20 protein-coding genes and 1 tRNA gene are annotated in these 24,211 nt (G+C 61.9%); 19 read left to right on the top strand and 2 right to left on the bottom strand.

Going from position 1 to position 24,211, the window contains the following annotated elements:
* Positions 1 to 10: 10 nt before the first annotated feature.
* The 6 genes from GV818_RS01000 to GV818_RS00975 all read left to right on the top strand — a co-directional run bounded on the left by GV818_RS01000 (position 11) and on the right by GV818_RS00975 (position 7,309).
* Positions 11 to 847, top strand: a complete 837-nt coding sequence (locus tag GV818_RS01000; RefSeq protein WP_161754280.1) for an ABC transporter permease — start codon at positions 11 to 13, stop codon at positions 845 to 847.
* A gap of 7 nt (positions 848 to 854) precedes the next feature.
* Entirely contained in the window at positions 855 to 1,670 is an 816-nt protein-coding gene (locus GV818_RS00995; protein ID WP_161754278.1) for an ABC transporter permease, read from the top strand.
* A gap of 506 nt (positions 1,671 to 2,176) precedes the next feature.
* Positions 2,177 to 2,653 (top strand): formate dehydrogenase subunit gamma, encoded by a 477-nt coding sequence (locus GV818_RS00990; RefSeq protein WP_161775642.1) that lies wholly within the window; start codon positions 2,177 to 2,179, stop codon positions 2,651 to 2,653.
* Positions 2,650 to 4,212 carry a formate dehydrogenase beta subunit gene (locus GV818_RS00985; protein WP_178124664.1) on the top strand — a complete coding sequence of 521 codons (1,563 nt, stop codon included), beginning with the start codon at positions 2,650 to 2,652 and terminating at the stop codon, positions 4,210 to 4,212. Before GV818_RS00990 ends, GV818_RS00985 begins: the two co-directional genes overlap by 4 nt.
* Positions 4,209 to 7,091 (top strand): formate dehydrogenase subunit alpha, encoded by a 2,883-nt coding sequence (gene fdhF / locus GV818_RS00980; RefSeq protein WP_161754274.1) that lies wholly within the window; start codon positions 4,209 to 4,211, stop codon positions 7,089 to 7,091. Before GV818_RS00985 ends, fdhF begins: the two co-directional genes overlap by 4 nt.
* The gene (locus GV818_RS00975; protein WP_161754272.1) at positions 7,088 to 7,309 is read left to right on the top strand and encodes a formate dehydrogenase subunit delta; all 222 of its coding nucleotides are present in this window, start codon (positions 7,088 to 7,090) and stop codon (positions 7,307 to 7,309) included. The genes fdhF and GV818_RS00975 overlap by 4 nt, the downstream gene beginning before the upstream one ends.
* Before the next feature lie 52 nt (positions 7,310 to 7,361).
* Here the strand turns inward: GV818_RS00975 and GV818_RS00970 are convergent, their stop codons facing one another.
* Positions 7,362 to 8,006, bottom strand: coding sequence for an amidase (locus tag GV818_RS00970; RefSeq protein ID WP_161775641.1), 645 nt, complete (start codon positions 8,004 to 8,006; stop codon positions 7,362 to 7,364).
* A gap of 199 nt (positions 8,007 to 8,205) precedes the next feature.
* Here GV818_RS00970 and GV818_RS00965 point away from each other — a divergent pair, with 199 nt between their 5' ends.
* The 10 genes from GV818_RS00965 to GV818_RS00920 all read left to right on the top strand — a co-directional run bounded on the left by GV818_RS00965 (position 8,206) and on the right by GV818_RS00920 (position 20,475).
* On the top strand, positions 8,206 to 9,591 hold the full coding sequence (locus GV818_RS00965; protein ID WP_161775640.1) for a sodium:solute symporter: 1,386 nt from the start codon (positions 8,206 to 8,208) through the stop codon (positions 9,589 to 9,591).
* A 544-nt stretch (positions 9,592 to 10,135) separates the two neighbouring features.
* Positions 10,136 to 11,467: a nucleotide disphospho-sugar-binding domain-containing protein gene (locus tag GV818_RS00960; RefSeq protein WP_161775639.1), complete on the top strand. Its 1,332-nt coding sequence runs from the start codon at positions 10,136 to 10,138 to the stop codon at positions 11,465 to 11,467.
* Positions 11,464 to 11,808 carry a cupin domain-containing protein gene (locus GV818_RS00955; RefSeq protein ID WP_161775638.1) on the top strand — a complete coding sequence of 115 codons (345 nt, stop codon included), beginning with the start codon at positions 11,464 to 11,466 and terminating at the stop codon, positions 11,806 to 11,808. Before GV818_RS00960 ends, GV818_RS00955 begins: the two co-directional genes overlap by 4 nt.
* 123 nt (positions 11,809 to 11,931) lie before the next feature.
* Positions 11,932 to 13,464 (top strand): aldehyde dehydrogenase family protein, encoded by a 1,533-nt coding sequence (locus GV818_RS00950; protein ID WP_161775637.1) that lies wholly within the window; start codon positions 11,932 to 11,934, stop codon positions 13,462 to 13,464.
* A 241-nt stretch (positions 13,465 to 13,705) separates the two neighbouring features.
* Positions 13,706 to 14,662, top strand: a complete 957-nt coding sequence (gene speB, locus GV818_RS00945; protein WP_161754260.1) for an agmatinase — start codon at positions 13,706 to 13,708, stop codon at positions 14,660 to 14,662.
* Positions 14,663 to 14,766: 104 nt separating this feature from the next.
* Complete coding sequence (locus tag GV818_RS00940) at positions 14,767 to 15,558, top strand: helix-turn-helix domain-containing protein (RefSeq protein WP_161775636.1); 792 nt, start codon at positions 14,767 to 14,769, stop codon at positions 15,556 to 15,558.
* A 194-nt stretch (positions 15,559 to 15,752) separates the two neighbouring features.
* Positions 15,753 to 17,189, top strand: a complete 1,437-nt coding sequence (locus GV818_RS00935) for an APC family permease (protein WP_161754256.1) — start codon at positions 15,753 to 15,755, stop codon at positions 17,187 to 17,189.
* Between the two features lie 17 nt (positions 17,190 to 17,206).
* Complete coding sequence (locus GV818_RS00930; protein ID WP_161754254.1) at positions 17,207 to 17,800, top strand: hypothetical protein; 594 nt, start codon at positions 17,207 to 17,209, stop codon at positions 17,798 to 17,800.
* 106 nt (positions 17,801 to 17,906) lie between these two features.
* A complete protein-coding gene (locus GV818_RS00925; protein ID WP_161754252.1) occupies positions 17,907 to 18,950 on the top strand; it encodes a zinc-dependent alcohol dehydrogenase in 1,044 nt (347 codons plus the stop codon).
* 49 nt (positions 18,951 to 18,999) lie between these two features.
* A complete protein-coding gene (locus GV818_RS00920; protein ID WP_161775635.1) occupies positions 19,000 to 20,475 on the top strand; it encodes an aldehyde dehydrogenase family protein in 1,476 nt (491 codons plus the stop codon).
* A 186-nt stretch (positions 20,476 to 20,661) separates the two neighbouring features.
* Here GV818_RS00920 and GV818_RS00915 read toward each other — a convergent pair whose 3' ends face one another.
* Positions 20,662 to 20,931, bottom strand: a complete 270-nt coding sequence (locus GV818_RS00915) for a hypothetical protein (RefSeq protein ID WP_178124663.1) — start codon at positions 20,929 to 20,931, stop codon at positions 20,662 to 20,664.
* A gap of 430 nt (positions 20,932 to 21,361) precedes the next feature.
* Here GV818_RS00915 and GV818_RS00910 point away from each other — a divergent pair.
* The 3 genes from GV818_RS00910 to GV818_RS00900 all read left to right on the top strand — a co-directional run bounded on the left by GV818_RS00910 (position 21,362) and on the right by GV818_RS00900 (position 24,116).
* A tRNA-Thr gene (locus tag GV818_RS00910) sits at positions 21,362 to 21,437 on the top strand.
* Positions 21,438 to 21,929: 492 nt separating this feature from the next.
* The gene (locus GV818_RS00905) at positions 21,930 to 22,913 is read left to right on the top strand and encodes an AraC family transcriptional regulator (RefSeq protein ID WP_161775634.1); all 984 of its coding nucleotides are present in this window, start codon (positions 21,930 to 21,932) and stop codon (positions 22,911 to 22,913) included.
* A 168-nt stretch (positions 22,914 to 23,081) separates the two neighbouring features.
* Positions 23,082 to 24,116, top strand: a complete 1,035-nt coding sequence (locus tag GV818_RS00900; protein ID WP_161754226.1) for a DUF1254 domain-containing protein — start codon at positions 23,082 to 23,084, stop codon at positions 24,114 to 24,116.
* Positions 24,117 to 24,211 lie beyond the last annotated feature (95 nt).

Below are 24,211 nucleotides of genomic sequence, written 5' to 3'. Positions count from 1 at the left end.
GCCGTCGACCATGAGTGCAACCCGAACCGCACGCCTGGAACGCAGCCTGCTGCTGTTTCCACTGCCGTTGCTGCTGGTGGTGTTCTACCTGTTGCCGTTCTTCGGCGTGGTGAGCTGGAGTTTCACCCTGCCCGAGCCCGGGATCGAGCAGTACCAGCGCATTGCCACGGACCCGGCAATCCACGACATGCTCCTGCGCACCCTGCGCCTGTGCCTGACCGTAAGCCTGCTGGCCCTGGTGATCGGCTACCTGCTGGCCTACTGCTGGGTGTTCAGCCCGCCGTTCTGGCAGCGCATGGTGGAGATCTGCGTGTTCATCCCGTTCTGGATCTCGGTGCTGGTGCGGGCCTTCGGCTGGCTGATCGCCCTGCGCAGCAATGGCGTGGTCAACGACAGCCTGCTGTCCCTGGGCTGGATCGAGCATCCGTTGCAGCTGACCCGCAACGAGCTGGGGGTGGTGATCGGCATGCTGCACTTCATGATTCCCTATGCCCTGTTCCCGCTGCTGTCGAGCATGCGCCAGCTGGACCAGCGGGTACTGCTGGCCTCCCGCGGCCTGGGCGCCGGCGCCCTGCGGACCTTCTGGCAGGTGCTGCTGCCGCAGACCCTGCCCGGGCTGCTGGGGGCCTTCATCATGGTCTTCGTGTTCTGCCTGGGCTTCTTCATCACCCCGGTGCTGCTGGGTGGCGGGCAGACGGTGATGATTGCCGAGTACGTGTTCCTGCAGATGTTCCAGACCAGCAACTGGGGCTTGGGCGCGGCCCTGAGCCTGGTGCTGCTGACCCTGGTCAGCGCGCTGATCTGGCTGCTGCTGCGTATCACCCGTGTCAATCGACTGGTGGGTTGAGATCACTATGAATACACATCGCACTGCCCTGAGTACCCGGCTGATCGCCGTGCTCGCCATGGTTTTCATGCTGTTCCCGCTGCTGACGGTGATCCCGGTTTCCTTCACCGCCAAACGCTACCTGTCGATGCCCGATGGCAACTGGTCGTTGCGTCACTACGAGGCGCTGCTGAGCAACCCCGACTGGCTGTCGAGCATCGGCCAGAGCCTGGCCATTGCCAGTGCAACCAGCGTTATCGCGACCTTGCTGGCGGTGAGTTTCAGCCTTGGCATCTGGTACCTGCGCTCGCGCCTGGCAACGCTGCTGATCGGCCTGGTGTTGCTGCCCATGGCGATCCCGCCGGTGATCTCGGCGCTGGTGCTGTACTTCATGGAAACCAACCTCGGACGCATCGCCCCGGGCTGGGGCTACGACACCTTGCCCGGGGTGGTGATCGCCCACGTGATAATGGTGGTGCCCTATGGCGTGGTGACCATGCTGGTGGCCCTGAGCCAGGTGGACCGGCGCATCGAACTGGCCTCGCGCAACCTGGGGGCGAGCCTGATGCAGACCACCTTCCTGGTGATGCTGCCGAACCTCAAGCTGGGGATTTTTTCCACCGCGCTGCTGAGCTTTGCCCTGTCCTGGGAGGAAGTGGCGGTGACCCTGTTCATCACCAGCGTCGACGTCAACACCCTGCCCCGACGCATCTGGAGCGGGCTGCGGGACAACGTCGACCCGAGTGTGGCGGCGATTTCCGTGCTGTTGATCGGCCTGACCCTGCTGGTGCTCATGGGCCGCCTGGCCCTGCAATACGCCGCCCAGCGCCGGGCCCGCCCTTGATGCGGCGGTGAGGAAGCTCACTGTCGCCGGGACGCAGCCGCCACCATGGCTGAGTTCCGGTTCCTGCAAGTGAATCGCGGACTCGGGTTTACGGTCTTGAGCCCCTGAACGCGAGCAAGCGCCGTCGCCATAGCAATCCTCCCCAACTGCCCCTGGCTATTCGCCACTGAGCTGACCGAAGTCATCCCCCGCCCCCCGCGTTTTATCCGATAGTGCGCAGCTCACCCACCCGGTTGCACAGGCTCTTCTAGACTCAATAGGTGGTCGTATTCGGAACTGAACAAGTCGCTTTCGTGCGGATCAATCAGAGGCAGCGTGTCAAGCTGCCCTTTATGCCCTGAACAGGTGCGGCAATGACCGCATCGGGTACGACAAGATGCCCATTCAGGGTGCATGGCCAACGGTCTGAAACGCCGCGCTACCGTGACGTGGCAACCAGTGCCGCAGCCGACACTTTCGGACAACCGACAACCACCAGGTTCGTCCGTGACCGTGAGGAATGCTGTATGCCTGATGAAACATTGCACCTGCCTTTGATCCACACCCTGCTGGAGCGCCACAAGGGCTCCCCGGGTGCGCTGTTGCCGATTCTCCATGAGATCCAGGAAGGGCTGGGCTACATCCCCGACCTGGCCGTCCCCGAAATCGCCCACGCGCTCAATCAGAGCCAGGCGGAAGTGCGCGGGGTCATCAGCTTCTACCACGACTTTCGGACCGCGCCGCCGGCGCGGCACATCCTGCGCCTGTGTCGCGCCGAGTCCTGCCAGAGCCACGGCTCCGAGCAACTGGCTGCGCACTTGCGCGAGCGCCTGCAACTGGACGACCACGGCAGCAGCGCCGACGGCAGCATCAGCCTGCGACCGGTGTATTGCCTGGGCGCTTGTGCCTGCTCGCCGGCCCTGGAACTGGATGGCCAACTGCATGCCCGCGTCAGCGCCGAACGCCTGGATGCGCTGCTCGCCACCTGCCGGGAGGACGCATGATGCCCAGCCTCTACCTGCCCTGTGATTCCCTGGCCCGTGCCGTAGGTGCCGACGCAGTGGCCAGCGCCATCGCCGCCCAGGCCGAACAGCGCCAGCTCCCGGTGCAATTGCAACGCACCAGTTCCCGCGGTCTGTACTGGCTGGAACCGTTACTGGAAGTCGACACTCCGGACGGGCGCCTGGGCTTCGGCCCGCTGAGCGCCGCCGACGTACCCGCACTGCTGGATGCCCTGCAGGCTGATCCCGCCAGCCATCCCCTGGCCCTGGGCCGGGTGGAAGACCTGCCCTATCTGAAAAGCCAGCAACGTCTGCTGTTCGCCCGTGCCGGCATTACCCGGCCGCTGTCCCTGGCGGACTATCGGGCCCACGGCGGCTTCGAGGGCCTGAGCCGCTCCATCGCCCTGGGCGGTGAGCAGACCGTGGCCGCAGTGCTCGACTCCGGCCTGCGTGGCCGTGGCGGCGCGGCGTTCCCTGCCGGGATCAAATGGCGCACCGTGCGCGACACGCCGCAGCAACCGAAATACGTGGTGTGCAACGCCGACGAAGGCGACTCCGGCACCTTCGCCGACCGCATGCTGATGGAAGGCGACCCGTTCCTGCTGATCGAAGGCATGGCCATTGCCGGCATCGCGGTAGGCGCCAGCTACGGCTACATCTACGTGCGCTCGGAATATCCACAGGCGGTGGCGACCCTGCGCGAGGCCCTGGAAATCGCCCGGGATGCCGGCTACCTCGGGGCCAATGCCGGCGGTAGCGGCCAGGCCTTCGACATGGAGGTACGGGTCGGCGCCGGGGCCTATATCTGCGGCGAGGAAACCGCCCTGCTGGACTCCCTGGAAGGCAAGCGCGGCATCGTCCGCGCCAAGCCGCCGATACCGGCGCTGCAGGGCCTGTTCGGCCAGCCGACCCTGGTGCACAACGTGCTGACCCTGGCCTCGGTGCCGCTGATCCTGGAAAAGGGCGCGCCGTTCTATCGCGACTACGGCATGGGTCGCTCCCTGGGCACCATGCCCTTCCAACTGGCCGGCAACGTGCTTCACGGCGGCCTGGTGGAACGGGCCTTCGGCCTGACCCTGCGCGAGCTGGTGGAAGGCTATGGCGGCGGCACCGCCAGCGGCCGGCCGCTGAAGGCCGCGCAAGTGGGTGGCCCTCTGGGCGCCTGGGTGCCGCCTGCGCAGTTCGATACACCGCTGGATTACGAAGCCTTCGCCGCCATCGGTGCAATGCTTGGCCACGGCGGCGTGGTGGTCGCCGATGACCGCCTGGACATGGCCCACATGGCGCGCTTTGCCCTGCAATTCTGCGCCGAGGAATCCTGCGGCAAATGCACCCCGTGCCGCATCGGCTCGACCCGGGGCGTGGAGGTCATCGACCGCCTGCTGGCCGCCCCGCAATCCGCGGATCGCCAATATCAGGCAATCATCCTCAAGGACCTGTGCGACACCCTGCAATACGGCTCGCTATGCGCCCTGGGCGGGATGACTTCCTACCCGGTGGCCAGCGCCCTGAAGCACTTCCCCGCCGACTTCGGTCTGCAGCCCTCGGAGGCTGACCAATGATCAGTATTTTCGACCCTGCCACAGACATCGACCTTGGCACCCCGGCCCGCGACAGCCAGGTGCAGATCAGCCTGAACATCGACGGCCGCAGCATCAGCGTGCCCCAGGGCACCTCGGTGATGCGCGCCGCCGCACTGATGGGCACCACCATTCCCAAGCTCTGTGCCACCGACAGCCTGGAAGCCTTCGGTTCCTGCCGCATGTGCCTGGTGGAGATCGCCGGCATGCGCGGCTACCCGGCCTCCTGTACCACTCCGGTCAGCGAAGGCATGGTGGTGCACACCCAGACACCAAAGCTGGCGACCCTGCGCCGCAACGTCATGGAGCTGTACATCTCCGACCACCCACTGGACTGCCTGACCTGCTCGGCCAACGGCAACTGCGAGCTGCAGACTGTGGCCGGCCAAGTCGGCTTGCGGGAGGTGCGCTACGGCTACGACGGCGCCAACCACCTGCAGGACCAGAAGGACACCTCCAACCCCTACTTCGACTACGACCCGAGCAAGTGCATCGTCTGCAACCGCTGCGTGCGCGCCTGCGAAGAAGTCCAGGGCACCTTCGCCCTGACCATCAGCGGGCGTGGCTTCGAATCCCGGGTCGCGGCCGCCGGCGGCGATAACTTCCTCGACTCCGAATGCGTGTCCTGCGGCGCCTGCGTGCAAGCCTGCCCCACCGCCACCCTGATGGAAAAAAGCGTGGTCGAACTGGGCCAGCCGGAACGGGCGGTGATCACCACTTGCGCCTACTGCGGCGTCGGCTGTTCGTTCCGCGCCGAGATGAAGGGCGACCAGCTGGTGCGCATGGTCCCGGACAAGAACGGCCAGGCCAACCACGGCCATTCCTGCGTCAAGGGCCGCTTTGCCTGGGGCTACGCCACTCACCCGGACCGCATCACCAAGCCGATGATTCGCAAGCACATCAGCGACCCCTGGCAAGAGGTCAGCTGGGACGAAGCGGTGACCTACGCCGCCAGCGAACTGCGGCGGATCCAGTTCAAATATGGCCGCGATTCCATTGGCGGCATCACCTCCAGCCGCTGCACCAATGAAGAAACCTACCTGGTGCAAAAACTGGTGCGGGCGGCCTTCGGCAACAACAACGTCGACACCTGCGCCCGGGTCTGCCACTCGCCCACCGGCTACGGCCTCAAGCAGACCCTGGGGGAATCGGCCGGGACCCAGAGCTTCGACTCGGTGATGCAGGCCGACGTGATCCTGGTGATGGGTGCCAACCCCAGCGATGCGCACCCGGTGTTCGGCTCCCAGCTCAAGCGCCGTCTGCGTGAAGGGGCGCGGCTGATCGTCATCGACCCACGGCGCATCGACCTGGTGGATTCGGTACACGCCCGCGCCGAGCTGCACCTGGCCCTGCGGCCGGGCACCAACGTGGCCATGCTCAACGCCCTGGCCCATGTGATCGTCACTGAAGGGCTGGTCAATCAGGCGTTCGTCGACGCGCGCTGCGAATCGGAGGCCTTCGCCCAGTGGAGCGCCTTCGTCAGCCGCGCCGACAACTCGCCGGAAGTGCTCGGCGCCATCTGCGGCGTACCCGCCGCCGATATCCGCGCCGCCGCCCGCCTGTACGCCACCGGCGGCAACGCGGCGATCTACTACGGCCTGGGAGTCACCGAACACAGCCAGGGCAGCACCGCGGTGATGGGCATCGCCAACCTGGCCATGGCCACCGGCAACATCGGCCGCGAAGGGGTTGGAGTGAACCCGCTGCGGGGCCAGAACAACGTCCAGGGTTCCTGCGACATGGGTTCCTTTCCCCACGAACTGCCAGGCTACCGGCACATCTCCAACCAGGCCGTGCGCCAGGAGTTCGAGCAGGCCTGGAACGTCACCCTGCAAGCCGATCCCGGGCTGCGCATTCCCAACATGTTCGAAGCGGCCCTGGGCGGCAGCTTCAAGGGCCTGTACTGCCAGGGCGAGGACATCGCCCAGAGCGACCCCAACACCCAGCACGTGACTGCGGCGCTGTCAGCCATGGAATGCGTGGTGGTGCAGGACATCTTCCTCAACGAAACCGCCAAGTTCGCCCACGTGTTCCTGCCGGGCTCCTCGTTCCTGGAGAAGGACGGCACCTTTACCAACGCCGAACGGCGTATCTCCCGAGTGCGCAAGGTCATGGAGCCCCTGGGCGGCAAGGCCGACTGGGAAGGCACCCTGGCCCTGGCGGCAGCGCTGGGCTATCCGATGCACTACAGCCACCCGGCGGAAATCATGGATGAGATCGCCCGCCTGACCCCGACCTTCACCGGTGTCAGCTACGCCAGCCTGGATCGGCACGGCAGCCTGCAATGGCCGTGCAACGAGGCCGCGCCGGACGGCACGCCGACCATGCACATCGATGAGTTCGTGCGCGGCAAGGGGCGCTTCATGCTCACCGGCTATGTGCCCACCGACGAGAAGGTCAATGGCCGCTACCCGCTGTTGCTGACCACTGGCCGCATCCTCAGCCAGTACAACGTCGGCGCCCAGACCCGCCGCACCGACAACGTCGCCTGGCATGCCGAGGACCGCCTGGAGATCCACCCGACCGATGCCGAGAGCCGGGGCATCAACGAAGGCGACTGGGTGGGCATCGGCAGCCGCGCCGGGCAGACTGTGTTGCGCGCCCGGGTGACCGAGCGAGTGGCGCCGGGGGTGGTCTACACCACCTTCCACTTCCCCGAATCGGGGGCCAACGTGATCACCACCGACAACTCCGACTGGGCCACCAACTGTCCGGAGTACAAGGTCACGGCAGTGGAAGTCAGCCGCGTCTATCACCCTTCCGAATGGCAGAAGCGCTACCAGGAGTTCAGCGACGAACAGCATCGCCTGTTGGATAAGCGTGGTCGCTCCCGGGGTGGCAAGGCGGAGGTGCCACGATGAGTACCGCCAACCTGATCAAGATGGCCAACCAGATTGCCTCGTACTTCGCCAATGAGCCGAATCAGGATCAAGCCGTGCTCAGCGTGCGCAACCACATGCAGATGTACTGGACCCCGGGCATGCGCAAGGAGCTACTGGCCTGGCAGACGCAGCAGCAAGGCGCCGAACTGCATCCACTGGTGCAGCAAGCGGTGCGTGACGCGGGCTGGGAGGCCTAAACCAGCAATCCCCCCGGCCTGTTACCGCAGGCCGGGGCAACCCTCCAGAGGCTCAGCTACCCGGGCACTTGCTGTCCACTGGCGGTTTGGTCTGGACCGCCAGCGGCATGACCGCCCCCGGCTTGCCCAGGGGCAACAACTGGTACACCGCAAAGGCACACATCGCTGCGGTTTCGCCGTTCGCCTGGGGGATGTAGTTCAGGCCGACATAGGCCTCATAGCTCTTGCCCGGCTCGAACACCACCACCTTCCTCACCTCGGGACAGGTGCGATAGGTGCTGCCATAGCCACCCGCCGCCACCCCCCCGCCTTCCAGCAGGAAAGGCCGCCCGGCCGGTACCCGGTATTCGGTAGCGATCTCGTTGTAGGCGCCCTCGCCCATGCGGATTGCGCCTGCGTAGGCCGGCAGTTTCGGCGCGAACCGGGGCTGCATGTCGATCTCTCGGGGCTGCACTGGGAACTGCGGGTAGTTGATATTGGCCTGCTGGTCACTGCCGAAGCGCCCGGCCTTGGCCAGGCGCTTGCTGTCCCCCAGGCAACCGGCATAGGCATCCCCGCGCACTTCGCCGTTGGTGATCACCCGCAACTGCGCAGTCGGCACGTTCAGGGGCGGTTCCGAATAGGGCTGTACCGGTTTGACACTGCAGGCGCTGAGCAGCGCCAACGCAGCCAGCAGGGAGGGGGTTGTGAGTTTCATCACTGAAGTTTCCTTTGACTGAGGCGGCCACCGGGCCTGCACAGGCTATCGGCCGAGTGCCCGCAGCCTTCACTGCCGCCCGGGCACTTTCCACAAAGCACAAGCCAGCTTGTGCCCGCCGGGATGTACCCGGCAACGCCTGCAACCTACGCTGCGCCGACCTGCCTTCAACAACAAGAACAAATGAGGAGCAACGGTTATGACACTCGATTATCTGGTAATGGCGATCTACGTCCTGCTGATGGCCGGCCTCGGCTGGTGGGGCATGCGCAAAGTGAAGAACCAGGACGACTTCATGGTCGCCGGACGGCGCCTGGGGCCGGCGCTGTACCTGGGCACGCTGTCGGCGGTGATGCTCGGCGGCGCGTCCACCATAGGCTCGGTGCGCCTGGGGTACAGCTACGGCATTTCCGGGATGTGGCTGGTGTTCATGCTGGGCCTGGGGATCATCATCCTGAGCCTGGTGTTCTCCCGGCAGATTGCCCAGTTGCGGGTATTCACCGTGACCCAGATCCTCGAACAGCGGTACCAGGCCTCCTCACGACTGATCGGCGGCTGTGTGATGGTCGCCTACGACCTGATGGTGGCCGTCACTGCGACCATCGCCATCGGTTCGATTACCGAAGTGGTGTTCGACATCCCGCGGATCCCGGCGATTCTCTGCGGCGGCGGGCTGGTGATCTTCTATTCGGTGATCGGTGGCATGTGGTCGCTGACCCTCACCGACATTATCCAGTTCGTGATCATGACCGTGGGCATCTTCTTCATCCTGCTGCCCATGAGCGTCGGTCAGGCCGGCGGGTTTGAAGCGCTGCAGGCCAACCTGCCGGCGGGCTTCTTCGAACTGGGCAACATCGGCCTGGATACGATCCTCACCTACTTCCTGCTGTACTTCTTCGGCGCCCTGATCGGCCAGGACATCTGGCAGCGGCTGTTCACCGCGCGCAGCGAAACCGTGGTGCGCTACGCCGGCCTTGGCGCAGGCGTCTACTGCATGTTCTACGGCGCCGCCTGCGCCCTGGTGGGTGCCGCCGCCAAGCTGCTGTTGCCTGACCTTGCGGTGGCCGAGAACGCCTTCGCCGAAATCACCCGCAACGTGCTTCCCGCCGGCCTGCGCGGGCTGGTGGTGGCCGCGGCCCTGGCCGCCATCATGTCCACCGCCAGCGCCTGCCTGCTGGCCTCGGCCACGGTGCTCAAGGAAGACATCTACAGCCGCTTCCTCAACCGCGGCCGGGAAAACCACTTGGCCAGCAGCCGCTGGATCACCCTGGGGCTGGGCCTGGCGATGCTGGTGATGGCCTGCCTGGTGAACGACGTGATTGCCGGGTTGAGCATCGCCTACAACCTGCTGGTGGGCGGCCTGCTGGTGCCGATCATGGGCGCCCTGCTGTGGCGTCGTGCCTCGGCCAAAGGTGCCATCGCCTGCATGGTTACCGGCAGCCTGACAGTGATCGGCTTCATGGCCCGGGACGGCATCCTGGCCAACACCCCGATCTACTACGGCCTGGGGGTCAGCCTGGTGACGTTCGTCGGGGTCAGCCTGATGAGCCAGGCGGCGCCAGCGTTGCGTACGGCCAGCGACTGACAAATAGACTCATGCCACAGCGCACCGGCATGACGCGCTGTGGCACAGGTTCCGGCCGGACACACCAGGGGCTGATTTGACAGGCCCCCGAGTCGGCATTAGTTTCCAAGCCCGTGACTCTAAATAACACCAGAAGGATCTAGGTGAACATCATGAGCAAGCCGACCTCCCTGCATCACTGCACACCTCCTCCCCGCTTGGCAGCCAAGCCCTCCCGATGCCATCACACCGGCAATGCGCTGTTCATTCTGCCGGCATTGCCCTCAATCTACTGCCCTCACGCTATCCCCCTCTCCCACAGCCACACCACTCGCCGTATTCGCTGCCGCCGCATGACGAGCCCCCCTGCATCTCGCCCGGCCCTGTTGAGTGCCACGTTCAGGGCGAACCGCTGCGTCCGCCCTTGAGCCCGTACTGATCGTCGCCTACACCCCTAGGACGCCCGCTCTGGAGAGCGATGCCGTGCTGAATAGGAACCCCTAAAGGACTAGCGAGCCTGGCTGATGCGCTGAACGCATTGAAGTCCAGGCGGGAGCACACACTCATGCAACAAAAAGTGATCGCCTTCTTTCCAGAAGCTGCCTACGGACCAGCCTTGAACTCGGTCGGGATTGCACAGGCCTGTGAGGCCCTCGGGCACAAAGCGGTATTCCTGACCGACCCAGGCATGCAAGGCGTCTATGCCGACTTTGGCTTTGAGGAACACATGCTGAATATGTCAGCACCGATGCCCGCTGAAGAAATGGCCCGCTACTGGGTCGATTTCATTAACGGACACCTGACGAACTTTCGCAAACCGCCCCTGGCGCAGATCGACAACTATGTAAAGGAGTGCTGGGCGGCAATCGTCGACACCGCAAAATGGGCCCAGAAGGAGTTGCCCGAGGCTCTGGAGCGACTCAAACCCGATCTTGTGTGCGTCGACAACGTCATCCTGTTTCCCGCGATCAAGCAATATGGTGCGCCCTGGGTACGCATCATCTCCTGCTCGGAAAATGAAATCGGCGACCCGGACATCCCGCCGCATCTTTCCGGAATGAGCGTTCATGACACTGCAGGCCATGCACGCTTCCGTGCACGCTTCGAGGAAGTGATCCAGCCGATTCATGAGGACTTCAACCGGTTTCTCCAGGAGCATGGCGAACAACCCTATCCGCTGGGCACTTTTTGCGAACCCTCTCCTTACATGAACCTGTTGCTCTACCCCGATGCAGTCCGGTTCAAAAGGCGCCATCCACTGCCAGCCGAACGCTTCCACTACCTGCAAGGCAGCGTGCGCAAGGACCGCCCCTACACAATCCCCGACTTTCCAGTGAATCGCCACCAGCCACTGCTGTATGTGAGCTTCGGTAGCCTGGGCGCCAGCGACACTTTTCTGCTCAAGCGGCTGATCGCCGCCCTGGGCAAGTTGCCCTATCGCGCCCTGGTCAATGTCGGTGAGCATCTGCACGAGTACCCAGTGTTGCCAGACAACGTACTGATCGCCAACTGGCTGCCACAACCCTCGGTTATCGCTCAGGTGGACGTAGTCATCCACCACGGTGGCAATAACAGTTTCACCGAGTGCCTGTTCTTCGGTAAGCCGGCCATCGTCATGCCTTATGTCTGGGATGGCCACGACAACGCTATGCGTGCCCAGGAGACCGGACACGGTTTCATGCTCGACCGCTATCAATGGACCGAGGCGCAACTGGCCGACACTCTGAGCGCCTGCCTGAGCGACCAAACTTTGCATCAGCGTCTGCAGCGCACCAGCACGCAGATGCAAGCACGCAAAGGCACCGTAGAGGCCGCGAAAGTGCTCGATGCAATCCTTAGGCAGGAAGCACTACCGCTTCATCAAGAGGGCATGCCCCTCAAGAAGCAAGACAGATGAACACACCCGTCCTGCAAGACCCGCTGCAGATCACCGACCTGAAGGATTGGGGTGAAATACCGGAAAGTCTGGAGGGCCAGTCACGAGTTGCCGGAGTGCTCCTGCACAAGGGTGCGCAAGGCCAATCAGAGTGCGGCCTGTGGCGCTGTACCCCCGGCAAGTGGTTGTGTCACGTGACCAGCGATGAGTTCTGCCACTTTCTTGAGGGGCGCTGCACCTATGTCCATGAGTCCGGCGAGGTCATCGAGATCAGCCCTGGCTGCATCGCCTTCTTTCGCCAGGGTTGGAAAGGTACCTGCACCGTCCATCAGACGATCAAGAAGGTCTACATGATTCGCTAAACAGCCGTCTCCAGCCCCCGTTCGCACTGGGAGCCGGCCTCTAAAGCAGCCGGCTCAGCCAGGGTTGGCAACCTGGGTTACCGATGCCAATGGCGGTTCCCCCCATGCGTCAAGGACAGACCGATGACCAGCTTCACCTGTGAAAAAGCTTTTTACTTTATCAATCCGAACTACCTGACTCCTGCCAGTGGCAGGCTGCGCGAGGTCTTCGACCCAGCGACACTGTTACGGGTCGGACGCATAAGTCTCTGCGAAAAGTCTGATGTGCAGACGGCAGTCGACGCCGCCAATACCGCACAGCGACACTGGGCCAAAGTGGATGCCAAAAGCCGTGCAGCGTGCCTGCATGAACTGGCCAACACGATCGAAAAGGCAACAGAGTTCAACCGTGAAGTGGCGCGGCTAATGACTCTGGAGACGGGCAAGCCTTTTCCGGAGGCCATGGGTGAGCTGGCCAACTGCGCATCGGTTTTCCGCTATTACGCGGAGATGGCACGGGATGATGCCGGCAAGGTTGCAGGCACCACGCAGACCGGCTCATTTCAGCATGTGCGTTATGAGCCTTACGGGGTCAGCGTGCATATCATGCCTTTCAACTATCCCATTCTGCTGATGTGCTGGACGGTTGCGGCCTCCCTGGCAGCAGGCAATGCCTGCATCGTCAAACCTGCGGAAACAGCCACCCTCAGCACCCTGAAATTTCTCAGCCACTTCATGAATCTGTTGCCAGGGCTGGTGTGCTGCCTACCCGGGGATGCGTTGACCGCCCAGCTCCTGGTGCAATCGCCAGGTACCCACGCAGTCGCCTTTACCGGAGGTATCGCCGCAGCGCATGCCGTGGCGGTGACCTGTGCCGACCTGATGAAGCCCTGTGTGATCGAGGCTGGAGGCAGCGATCCGATGATCATCTCCAGGCATGCCCCACTGGATGTCGCGGTAGCGGGTGCGGTGACCGCCGCCTTCCACCTGAGCGGACAGATCTGCACCTCAGCCGAGCGCTTTTATGTGGTCGATGATATCTACGAGGCATTTGTCGAACGCTTCGTCGAGCGTACCCGCCAGCTACGTATTGGTCATGGCCTGGAGCGCTCGGAGATCGGCCCACTGATCAGCGAAGTCGCTAGAGCCAAAGTCATACGCCTGGTGGAAGACGCCGTAGCCAAAGGTGCGCAGGTACTTTGCGGTGGACGCATCCCGCAAGACCGGCCCGTGGGCTGGTTCTATGAGCCGACCATCCTCAGCGGAGTCACCGGTGACATGGCGATCCTGCAGGAAGAATGCTTCGGCCCCGTAGCGGCGATCTGTCGAGTCGCGGATTTCGACGAGGCGATCCGCCTGGCCAACGATTCACCTTTCGGTCTTGGAGCCTCGTTGTTTTCCACCAACCTGACCGAGTCGATGGAAGCCGCAGAGCGCCTTGAGGCGGGCATGGTATGGGTCAACAACCCGTTGGTGGATAACGACGCCCTACCGTTGAGTGGTTGGAAAATGTCGGGGCTAGGCAGCGAATTGGGCCGCCAGGGGCTCGACGCGTTTCGCCGCTCAAAGATGGTCATCATCGATCACAAACCTCGTATCCAAAGCTGGTGGTACCCCTACCCCGACCATGTGTTCTATGACGCCCAGCACGGGCTGGACAAGCAGGGTGAGTCGTAGTCAAACCAACAGGGCCGGCCGTTTCCTGGCACAACACACTTCGCCAAGGTGCCTGCATCACCTTGGCAGTCCTGCTCTTTTTGCAAACCCGCGGACCTGCCCTGCAGACTCGCGCGCCCCTGCACATCACTTACCACAAAACGTAAACCAGCTTGCGGCTGCGGTTATGTCACCTGGCGGCTACCCCACCTACTCTGATGCGGCCGGTTGTATCCAATAAAAATCATAAAGGAACCACACCATGCCCAAGCCCTTTCCCCAACCTGTGGATGCCGCCCTGGTCCCGCGCTTCGCCGGCATCCCCAGCTTCATGCGCCTGCCGCTGTTCGACGACCCCGCCCAGGTGCAGATCGCCCTGGTGGGCGTGCCCTGGGACGGCGGCACCACCAACCGCGCCGGTGCCCGTCACGGCCCGCGGGAGGTACGCAACCAGTCGAGCCTGATGCGCAAGGTGCACCACGTCAGCCGCATCGCCCCGTATGACCTGGTGCGAGTCGGCGACCTGGGGGATGCACCGGTCAACCCCATCGATCTGCTGGACTCGCTGAAACAGATCGAAGGTTTCTTCAGCCAGCTGCATAACGCCGGCGCAGTGCCCCTGGCGGTAGGCGGCGATCACCTGGTGACCCTGCCGATCTTCCGCGCCCTGGCCCGCCAGCGCCCCATCGGCATGGTGCACTTCGACGCCCATTCCGATACCAACGACCGTTACTTCGGCGACAACCTCTACACCCATGGCACGCCCTTTCGCCGCGCCATCGAAGAGGGCCTGCTGGACCCGAAACGCACGGTGCAGATCGGCATCCGCGGCTCGATCTACTCCGCCGACGACGAGGACTTTGCCAAGGATTGCGGGATCCGCGTGATCCACATGGAGGAGTTCGCCGACATCGGCGTCGAAGCCACCCTGGCCGAAGCTCGACGCGTGGTGGGCGATGGCCCGACCTACATCAGCTTTGACGTCGATGTGCTCGACCCGGCCTTCGCACCCGGCACCGGTACCCCGGAAATTGGCGGCATGACCACTCTCCAGGCGCAACAGATGATCCGTGGCCTGCGCGGCCTGAACCTGATCGGTGCCGATGTGGTGGAGGTCTCGCCGCCCTTCGACGTCGGCGGCGCCACGTCCCTGGTGGGGGCAACCCTGATGTTCGAGCTGCTGTGCATCCTCGCCGAATCGGTGGCCGGGAGAACCTGAAGCGTCCACGAGTTTTTGAACCCGTCCGATAGTTCAACGACGAGTTCCTGTGCACACTGCAAAGCCTCTTCCTGGCCAGGCACAACCGCCTCAAGGTGAACGCCATGCAGTACAGCGAACTCAAAACCTGGGCCCAGGAGATCACCTCGATCCTCGCCTGCCCTCCCGGCACCCCACAGCTGCTGGCGACCAGTCAATGGTTGCAGCGGCTGTGTCGGGTGGATCACTTCGTGCTGTTCATCTACCAGGGCAACTACCGTCCGCTGTCGCTGTTCGACACTTTCTCGGCCCACAACCGACTGTTCTTCGTCGATGAGTATCAAACCGGCGCCTACCTGCTCGACCCGTTCTACCTGGCCTGCAGCAATCACCTGCACCAGGGGCTGCACAGCCTCAAGGAGCTGGCGCCCGATCACTTCTATTTCAGCGAGTACTTCCTGAGCTACTACCACCGCCTGGGGCTCACCGAGGAGATCGCCTTCTTCGTCGATCTGGGTGACAGCAGCATCGGGGTACTGTCGCTGATGCGCGGCAGCGAGTGCAGCGATTTCAATGATCAGGAGCGACAGTTGCTCGAATGCGCCGAGCAGGTGGTGGCGCGGGTGGTCAAGGTTGCCTGGGAGCAGCGTCAGCAGTCTCATCCACGCCCGGCCCTGGAAATGGATCATGCCATTCGCCAGGCCTTCGAACGCTTCGGCGAAGGCCTGCTCACCGCCCGTGAGTGCGAGGTCGCCAGGCTGTTGCTACGCGGGCACTCCAACGATTCGATCGCCCGGCAGCTGTTCATCAGCAGCGGCACGGTGAAGATTCATCGCAAGAATCTCTATACCAAGCTGGGCATCGGCAGCCAGTCGGAACTGCTCGCCCTGTTCATCGACAAGCTCGCCGGTTGCTGAAGCCGCACCGGCTCGCAACAACCCTCGGCCGTTTCCGCCAAGCCCGGCCGGGGGAAATCTATCCCTTTAGGGATATGTACAGCGCGAAAGCCCTGCTGATAGCGTCCATGCACCCCGTCATCCAGTCGTCCGGGGCTGCAACTGAAGTTGGATTGTCACCAAAGACAAGAATAAACATCCACTGAGGTAGGCACATGAGCAACTTGAAACTGAACCGCAGCCTGGGTTTCTGGGCCGCCTATTCGACCTCGGTCGGGCTGGTGGTCTCGGGCACGGCGATGGTCGCACTGGCCAACGGCTACGGAGTCTCGGGACCGGCTTTCAGCATCGTCGCACTCGGCGCGCTGCTGGTGATTCTCTGCGTCGCCCTGTCCTATTCGGAGCTGGCGGCAATGCTGCCCGGTGCCGGCATGGTCGGTGAATACACCTTGCCCGCCCTGGGCAAACTACCGGCACTGTTTGCCGTGCTGGCCGGCTACATCGTTCTGGTGGGCACCGACGGCGGGACCAACATGATCATTGGCGGCCAGTCCCTGGAGCGCTTGACCGGCGCCCCCTGGTACTTGTTTTCATTCGGCATCCTGGCACTGCTGGTGGCGATCAACCTCAAGGGCGTCGAGGTCTTCGGACGGGTGCAGACCACCCTGGCCATCGCCATGATGCTGATGCTCGGTGCGGTCGGCGTCTGGGGCCTGAGCGGCTTCGGCACGTTGCAGCAGTTGGCGGTGCAACCGGCATTTTCCCCTGTGCCGGTGGGCCAGCAATTCAGCCACCTGAGCCTGGCCATCTGGCTGTTCATCGGCATGGAGTTCGTCGCGCCGCTGGCCGAGGAAGTGAAGAACCCGGGGCGCACCATTCCCTTGGCGATGATCGTCGGCTGCGCCAGCATCTGGTTGGTCGACCTGCTGTTCGGTCTGAGCATCACCCGCTACATCAGCCTGGATGCACTGGCGGCCTCGACCATTCCCCACGTCGACGGCGCGGCGGCAATGCTCGGTGCGCCCGGCCTGATCATCATGGGCGGGATCTCCATCCTGGCGGCGGTCACTACTTGCGATACCTATCTAGTGGCGGTGCCGAGAATGCTCTATGGACTGTCCCGGGAAGGCCTGCTGCCAAAGATTTTCTGCTGGCTGCACCCGAGCGCACGCACCCCCTGGTTCGGGATTTTTTTCGTGGTCGGTCTGATCATGATCGTGCTGCTGTACGCCATGGCCAAACGCGCGGATATCGCCCTGATCACCATGATGATCAGCGTCGCCTGTACCACCTGGCTGCTCAGCTACGTGATCGCCCAAGTCGATGTGCTGGTGCTGCGCAAGCGTTATCCCCAAGCCCGGCGCCCGTTCAAGACACCGTTCTATCCCCTGCCGCAGGTGATCGGCATCGGCGCCTGCCTGTACATGGTCGCCACACTGATCAGCGACCCGCAGGTACTGACCATTGCCACGGTGTGTTCAGGCTTGATCATTCTGTTCGCCACCCTCTATTTGAAGGGCACCGGGCAGGCGCTGTTCACGCCACTGTCTCTGGAAGAGGTGCTGCGGCGCATCGAAGAGCGCGCCGAGTCCACGCATGAATCGTCCTTGAGCAGCGCCGGCGGGCAAACCGCCCAGCTGAAGCTGCAATAACCGAAGGGGATAACGCGATGAACCTCTATGCCGCCATCGACCGCCATGCCCAGCAGGCCTTGCAGTGCACGGCTGGGCGCTTCGACGCTTATCTCAAGCAGCGTTGCTCGGAGCAACCCTATTGCCTGGAAAGCCATGGGCACAAGCTGGCGGCAGACAACCTGTCCCTGCGCCAACAACTGGCCAGCAAGTTGTTCGGCCGGATCTACAGCCTCAGTTGGAACTGGAGCGTACCCATGGATCTGGGCCAGTGCTCCATGGACATCCACCTGGCTTACCGGGGCTGGCGCCGCAAAACACGCCAGGCGCTGTTTGTCGGCAAGAATTGTCCACCGCGGATGCTCGACATGCTCAATCACAGCGAGGTGTTGCGGCCCCTGTGCCTGGCCATGGAATTGGGAGGCCTGGAGATTCGCTATCGGGCCCAGGAGCGACGCTGCGAAGCGATGCTGCGGCCCAACTACGGCGACTTCATCTGGCTGTTGATGCCGCCGCTGAAATACATCCGCCAGCCCTCGGTGGCCGAAGTCGACAGCACCATGCTGCTGATCCATGAACTCTCGACCCTGCTGCGCAACAGCATCGAGAAGCCCTTGCGCGGCCACGGCTGATTCGTCGCCAAGCACCTTGCACCACTCACCAGGAGCCGGCCGCCGCGTCATCGGCTCCCAGGGCAGCCTGCTGTCCGCAAACCGAACAAAAACCAGGAGTAGCACCATGAACGACCTGCAGTCGAAAACCATGAAAGCCGCCGTTCTGCGTGAGCTGGGTGGCCAGCTCCAGCTTGAACACGTAGCGATTCCACAGCCCGGTGACGGTGAAGTGCTGATCAAGGTGGTCGCCTGCGGCGTCTGCCACAGTGACGTACACGCCTGCGACGGTGACTGGCCCAGTCCACCCAACCTGCCGTTGATTCCCGGCCATGAAGTGACCGGGCATGTGGTGCAGTTGGGCAAGGCGGTGAGCGGCCTTGAACTGGGTGACGCGGTGGGCGTGCCCTGGATGTTCAGCGCCTGCGGCGCTTGCGAGTACTGCCGGGCAGGGATGGAAACCATCTGCAAGCATGGCGAAGCCACCGGCTACAGCAAGCCGGGAGGTTACGCCGAATACATGGTGGCGCCGGCGGCCTTTGTCGCCAAGGTCGACCCTAAGGCCGACCTGTATGCACTGGCACCGATTCTTTGCGCCGGGGTGACCACTTATCGCGGCCTCAAGCGTTCCGGCGCCCGGCCTGGCCAGTGGGTGGCGATCATTGGCATCGGCGGCCTTGGCCACGTGGCGGTGCAATATGCCCGGGCCATGGGATTGCGGGTGGCAGCAGTGGATGTCTCGCCGGAGAAGCTCGAGTTGGCCCGCACTCTTGGCGCCGAGCGCCTGTATGACGCCAGGCAGGATCCACAAGGCGCGATCCAGGAAGAACTCGGTGGCGTGCATGCGGTGCTGGTAACGGCGGTGGCCAACCAGGCCTTCGAGCTGGCGGTGGGTTTGCTGCGCCCGGGTGGCACGGCGATCTATATCGGCCAGCCCGGTGGCAAGGCCGATCAGGTGCGCAGTTCCATCGACCGGGTGGTCAACTGGGAGTTGTCGATCCGTGGCTCCAACGTCGGCACCCGCCAGGATCTGCACGAGGCGGTGGAGTTCGCCACCAACGGCCTGGTCAAGGCCACCGTGGCGATGACTCATCTGGAGGAGATCAACCAGGTATTCGAGCAGATCCGCACCGGCGCAGTAGTCGGCCGCAAGGTGCTGAAGATCGCCTAACTGCGGCGCTCTCGGCACCCCTTACATCAGGCTGAAACAAGGAGTTCTCATGCTTAAGCAGCTCTATATCGATGGGCAGTGGGTGACACCGGCCCAAGGCGGCCAATTCTCCTGCATCGACCCGGCCACCGAAGAAACCTTGCAGCACGTGGCCGCAGCCACGGCGCAAGACGTCGACCTGGCAGTCCAGGCCGCGCGCAAGGCATTCAACCAGGGCTGGAGCCAGACCCGCGGTGCCGAACGTGCCGACTGGCTCGAGGCGCTGGCTGACAAGTTGGCCAGCAAGCAGGATGCATTGGCCATTCTCGAAGTGTGCGACAACGGCAAACCCTTGCCCGAAGCACAGTGGGACATCAGCGACGCCATCGATTGCTTTCGCTATTACGCAGGCTTGGCGAGGGAACTGGACCAACGCCAGGACCAGCCGCTGGAGCTGCCTGACCCACGCTTCAGCTGCCGCATTCGTCATGAACCCGTGGGCGTCGCCGGACAGATCATTCCCTGGAACTACCCACTATTGATGGCGGCATGGAAAGTCGCCCCGGCCTTGGCGGCAGGCGCCACCTGCGTGCTCAAGCCCTCGGAATTGACCTCACTGACGGCCCTGGAACTGGCCGTGGCCGCCAGCGATGTCGGCCTGCCCGCCGGGGTACTCAACATCGTCACCGGCCTTGGCAACGAGGCCGGCGCAGCGCTCGGCGCACACCCGGACGTAGACAAGATGGCCTTTACCGGCAGCGTGCCCACCGGGGCGAAAATCATGTCGGCGGCAGCGGCCGAGATCAAGAACATCAGCCTGGAACTGGGAGGAAAATCGGCCTTCATCGTCTTCGATGATGCCGACGTCGAGGCGGCGGTGGAATGGATCATGTTCGGTATCTTCTGGAACCAGGGCCAGGTATGCAGCGCCACCTCGCGCCTGTTGGTACAGGAAGGCATCGCCCCGCGCTTGACCGAACGCTTGGTGGACGCGGCCCGTCGCATCCGGATCGGCCCGGGCCTGGAGCCTGGGGTTCAACTGGGGCCGTTGGTGAGCGCCGGCCAGCACCGCAAAGTCCTGTCGATGATTGAACAAGGCAAGCAGGAGGCGACCCTGCTCACGGGAGGCAAACGTCCGGGGCATCTGCCTGAAGGCTACTTTCTAGAGCCGACGATCTTCGCCGAACCAGCGACCGACAGCCGCCTATGGCGCGAGGAGATTTTTGGCCCGGTGCTGTGCATAAGACGTTTCAAGACCGAGGCTGAAGCCTTGCAGCAAGCCAACGACAGTCGCTTCGGCCTGGCCGCAGCGGTGATGTCCGCCGACCTGGAGCGCAGCGCCCGCGTGGCCAATGGCCTGCGGGCCGGCATCGTCTGGGTCAACTGCTCGCAACCCACCTTCACCCAGGCCCCCTGGGGCGGGATGAAGCAGAGCGGCATCGGCCGTGAGCTGGGACGTTGGGGGCTGGAAAACTATCTGGAGGTCAAGCAAGTGACCGAGTACCGCAGCCAGGACGCGTGGGGCTGGTACCTCAAGCAGGAATAGACAAAGAGGGCTGGCCGATCACGCCAGAACTTATTCAAGACATCCCCCCTCTTCATCATCGTGAGTGACATGTTTCACGATTATTAGAGGGGGGATCTACCACAGAAAGCCAATCTGCAGCAGGTTTGACCTGGAACTTGCAAATACAAATAAAGTTTGGTCAAACCCAAAACTTCAACCGCATTATTACTTGGCTACCTCCTTGGTTTTTTTATGCGCGCGCGCTGAAGTCTTATAGGCCGCTTCAACTTTGCTCTTGGACTCATCCAGATGCTTGCGCCAGTCACCTTTGAGCTTGGAAATAACCCCATCCCTCGAGTGCTCATGAGCGTGTACCGCAGACTGGTGGCGCTCAGCCAGGTGTTTATGGTGAATCGCCGCCTCCTCGTGCTTTTTCGCCGCCTCATGATGCTGGATCGCAGTTAGGTGATGGTGTTTGATAGCTTCCTTCGACATGAGTTTCTCCATTTATTTGCACGGACCATAAAAGCCCGGAAAGATAAAGCCCTGCTGTACGAGGGCTCCAATCAAACTTAGTCCAGTTAATTTATAATTCAAGCCATTGGGATGTACGGTCGCAATGACCAATAACAAAATCAGATTTCTATATTTAACCGAAGATATAAAAACAGAATTTAAAAAACTGCAAAAAGTGCCTGATGGGTCTGTGATACCAGCCTTGGCCTGACGACCAGGCAACCTCCTCAACGGCGATGAACAGCCTCCTGCCTCCACGGATCAAAAAAGCCCCTGAGCCACCTGCCTTGCTCAGGCGTCAGGAGCCCAACTGCGCCCTTGCGAACAGAAACCTGAAGCCTGCACAAAAATAGTCAGATTTCAGGGGTTTACAGAACCTCGCCAATCGCTATAATCGTCGCCCTAACACGCCGGTATAGCTCAGTTGGTAGAGCAACTGACTTGTAATCAGTAGGTCCCGGGTTCGACTCCTGGTGCCGGCACCATACAAAACAAGGCCTCGCAGCGATGCGGGGCTTTGTTGTTTCTGGGCTTTGCTCCCGACTCGCTTAAATTCCTGACAACGTCCACAGAATGTCCACACCCCTTTGCCAAAGGGTTGAGATTGACCACATCTGCAAGGTGACCAGGGCTGAAGTGTGCGAACTTCATCGTCATGGCCAAGAACGCATTCCGCCTCAGACCATCGAGTACCTGTCGCGAGGCAGATCCGCGCAACAACACCCGCAGCTGGCGATCGAGCAGCGGTTTGGTCTGCTCCGGCTCCAGGTAAGCCATCTCGGCTTCGTCACATTTCAATCCCCGCACTTTGCCCAGCGGGTTTCACCCTGAAACTCTCCCAGACGGTCCAACTCGTTGAACAAAGCGCGCAGGTACTGTGCTGTCATAGCGCGGCTTTGGTAAAAGCTTTGCTAGTGTTTCCCTGCGAGCCAAGACGGTTTCAAGTGCATTGCCTTTAAAAACAGGTGCGACCCCCCATGACGAATGCTACGCCAGCCATCAAACTCAGCACTCTTCGGCAAATAGCCCCCTATCTGAGCATGCGCGGGGTGTTGCCGCTGGAGTTCTTTCGGCGCTTTGGTATTTCCCCGAATGTTTTTCAGAGCCCTGATGCATGGGTACCACGCGCGGCCTGTTTTCATATAGCCAACGAAATGGCAGCTATCGCACAGGACCCCTTCGGCGGTGCGACTGTGGGGCACCTGACCGAAGTGCGCTCAACCGGTGTATGGGGCGAATTGATATTGGGCTCAACCAACCTCGCTCAGGCTTGTGCGGCGGCGGCGGTCCATACGGCTTTACTGCATCAGGGAGCAGAAGTAAAAATCCTCACCGAAGGTCGTACGACGAAACTGATCCAACAATTTACCGGGCAGCACGGGGCCGATCCGAAGCAAGTCATTTTCGGCACCCTGGCGGTTCTTAGAAAAGTCCCGCTGCTGTCCGGCGAGGCTGGCGCCATACGCGTACATCTAAAAAATTCGAGAGAGCGTGGAGACGAGGCGCTTGAAGAATTCCTGGGCCCGAACCTCGAAATGAACGCTGAGTACAACATGATCGAATTCGATCGTGAGTTGCTCGAAATCCCCCTGCAACATGTTCGAGACAATGCCTGGAAAACCACCCAAGCCTTGAATTCGACCTCTGACGCAGCTGACGTGCTCATCAAGCAGATAGCGGATCAGGAGCAATCCAAACTTCTGACTATTTCAAGGACGATTGGACTGTCTGCTCGAACCTTGCAACGTCGCCTCGAACATTGCGGCATCGACTTCGACGCGTTACGTGACGAGACACGTCGCAGCGAGGCCTTTCAGTTACTGGCCAGCGGTAAATACAGCTCGACTGAAATTGCCTATATGGTCGGCTACAGCGATCCAGCGCACTTTACGCGGGCCTTCAAGCGCTGGACCGGGAGCACGCCGTCGCGCTATCGCTCCGTCTTGAAACATGATCGTTAACATCCTCGCCTAACCCCTCGCCCCCTCCAGCCTAATCATTTGGCCCCTCTCAAGAGCGGCCTTCAGGTACGCGCTCGCTTTGCTTTTGGCACCAAATGGCAAGTTTCCGCCGAGGCGTTCTTATACAGTCAAAAAGTTAACGCCAACTTATAAGTCCAAGAGGTTTAAATGTCCCATTCATCCACGGCCTGCATCATCGCCATGGCGCTGGCAGCGTTTGGAAGTGCGAACGCTCAGTCATCCTCAGATGCATCGATAGCGGTTGGCGTGAATAACTTTATCCGTGCTGAGTCCGATCTCTACATGGGCAAGATGGTAGCGAGTGGAGGCTTTGCTCGGTTTGTGCATAGCCGCGAACCTGTACCCATCGACGCTCAGAATGTCATCCGGATGAATCGGGACACACTCTACTCGTCAGCGGTGTTCGATCTCGATGCCGGTCCAGTCACGATCACGTTGCCTGAGGCCGGTGGAAGGTTCATGTCGATGGCGATGGTCAATGAAGATCACTACGTACCCGCCGTCGTTTACGGCGCCGGCCGCCGTACGCTGACGAAACAGGCTATCGGCACACGCTATGTATTTGTCGCTATCCGCATATTCTTCGACCCCACAGATCGCAAGGACCTTGAGCAGGTGCATGCACTGCAGGACGCAATCAAAGTCAGCCAGGCCAAGGCGGGGGAATTCGTAGTACCGAAGTGGGATCCGGCGAGCCAGAAAGCGATGCGTGATGCCCTGGCTGTGCTGGGCTCGACGATTCCCGACTACAACCAGTCCTTTGGCCCCAAGGGCACGGTCAATCCGATCCATCACCTAATCGGCACTGCGACGGGGTGGGGCGGAAACCCGGCAAAGGACGCCATCTACCTCGGCGGTGTGATGTCGAAGAACGATGGGAAAGCCGTATACCAGCTCAAAGTTGGAGATGTTCCGGTCAACAGCTTCTGGTCTGTGAGTGTTTACAACGCGGACGGTTACTTCCAAAAGAACCCATATGACGCCTATTCGTTGAATAACCTTACAGCCAAGAAAAGTGATGATGGCTCGATTGTTATTCAGTTCGGCGGGTGTGACGGAAAGATCGCTAATTGCCTGCCTACTACGCCTGGCTGGAACTATACGGTCAGACTTTATCAGCCGAGCGAACAAATACTGAATGGCAAATGGAGTTTTCCACAGCCGCAGCCCGTCGCACTCTGATTAACAACACAAGCCAAAAATTTTCGACCCTTATAAGTAAACGCACGCGCTAATAAGTCGGGGACTCCCCTGAACTACTGAGTTTCACACCAAAG

It is taken from the genome of Pseudomonas sp. Fl4BN1 (genome assembly GCF_009908285.1).
In the GTDB taxonomy this organism is placed as follows: domain Bacteria; phylum Pseudomonadota; class Gammaproteobacteria; order Pseudomonadales; family Pseudomonadaceae; genus Aquipseudomonas.
Note: the sequence above shows the minus strand (reverse complement) of the source record. Positions and strands in the feature narration are given on the sequence as shown.